The organism is Shigella sp. SIG6 (assembly GCF_053555815.1).
Genome location: NZ_JBQZXC010000257.1, coordinates 1 through 1,613, shown reverse-complemented (window position 1 = coordinate 1,613; position 1,613 = coordinate 1). Strand labels below are relative to the sequence as shown.

Here is a 1,613-nt window from a genome sequence, read left to right as displayed (position 1 = left end):
CTATTTCTATCACGGTTTTGGTGATACCGGACGTTCCGCTATCGATCAGGGGCGTATCCAGCAAATCATGGATAACCTGCTGGCTGAAGGGAAAATTAAACCGATGCTGGTGGTGATCCCGGATACCGAAACCGATGCGAAGGGCATTATTCCCGAAGATTTCGTGCCTCAGGAAAGACGTAAAGTCTTTTATCCGCTGAATGCTAAAGCGGCAGATCGCGAACTGATGAACGATATTATCCCGCTGATTAGCAAGCGTTTTAGTGTCCGTAAAGATGCCGATGGTCGCGCGCTGGCAGGGCTTTCACAAGGCGGGTACCAGGCGCTGGTTTCCGGAATGAATCATCTGGAAAGCTTTGGCTGGCTGGCCACATTCAGTGGTGTTACCACGACAACCGTACCGGATGAAGGTGTCGCGGCCCGGCTGAACGATCCGGCAGCTATTAACCAGCAACTACGTAATTTTACTGTGGTCGTTGGTGATAAAGATGTCGTAACCGGCAAGGATATCGCCGGGCTGAAAACTGAGCTTGAGCAGAAAAAAATTAAGTTTGATTACCAAGAATATCCCGGCCTGAACCATGAAATGGATGTCTGGCGGCCTGCCTATGCAGCCTTCGTACAGAAATTATTTAAATAAAATAAGGCATTAAGATGAAATTAATCATTACCGAAGATTACCAGGAAATGAGCCGTGTCGCGGCACACCATCTGCTTGGTTATATGTCGAAGACGCGTCGTGTTAACCTGGCAATTACCGCCGGTAGCACGCCCAAAGGCATGTATGAATACCTCACCACCCTGGTTAAAGGTAAGCCTTGGTACGATAACTGCTATTTCTATAATTTCGATGAAATTCCCTTTCGTGGCAAAGAGGGAGAAGGCGTAACGATTACCAATCTGCGTAATCTGTTTTTCACCCCTGCGGGGATCAAAGAAGAGAATATCCAGAAGCTCACTATTGATAACTACCGCGAGCATGATCAGAAACTGGCGCGTGAAGGCGGCCTGGATTTGGTGGTGCTGGGATTAGGTGCAGATGGTCATTTTTGTGGCAATTTGCCGAATACGCCCCATTTCCATGAGCAAACCGTGGAGTTCCCGATCCAGGGAGAGATGGTTGATATTGTGGCGCATGGTGAGTTGGGCGGCGACTTTTCGTTAGTGCCTGACAGCTACGTGACGATGGGGCCGAAAAGCATCATGGCGGCGAAAAACTTGCTGATAATTGTCAGTGGCGCAGGTAAAGCGCAGGCACTGAAAAATGTGCTGCAAGGTCCGGTTACCGAAGATGTTCCAGCTTCCGTGTTGCAGCTGCATCCTTCGCTGATGGTAATCGCTGATAAAGCCGCTGCCGCAGAATTAGCGTTCGGTTAAGCTGAAGAAATAAGGCCGGATGTATGAATTACGCTCCGGCCTGTTCTCATTATTTAAATGACTACGAAAAATCACCCCACAGTCTCAGCTTGCCGCAGTGGAGACAGCGGAAGAGATAACCCTGACAATCACCACCCTTTTGCAGGCATTTAGCTAGATCAGAATTTCTAATACCGAAATTCTCACAATCTTCTTCAAGGTTGGCAAATTCATCGAGGCGATCTTTTATATCATTC

General features: G+C 48.2%; 3 protein-coding genes. 2 read left to right on the top strand and 1 reads right to left on the bottom strand.

The window, feature by feature from the left end; genetic code table 11:
- Nucleotides 1–640, top strand: a 640-nt coding sequence (locus tag ACUU1M_RS20115; protein WP_449144777.1) for an alpha/beta hydrolase, incomplete at its 5' end; no start/stop codon positions are given.
- Between the two features lie 14 nt (nucleotides 641–654).
- Complete coding sequence (locus tag ACUU1M_RS20110; RefSeq protein ID WP_000766893.1) at nucleotides 655–1,377, top strand: glucosamine-6-phosphate deaminase; 723 nt, start codon at nucleotides 655–657, stop codon at nucleotides 1,375–1,377.
- 61 nt (nucleotides 1,378–1,438) lie between these two features.
- Here the strand turns inward: ACUU1M_RS20110 and ACUU1M_RS20105 are convergent.
- The coding region (locus tag ACUU1M_RS20105; protein WP_449144778.1) for a CbrC family protein at nucleotides 1,439–1,613 on the bottom strand (175 nt) is incomplete at its 5' end.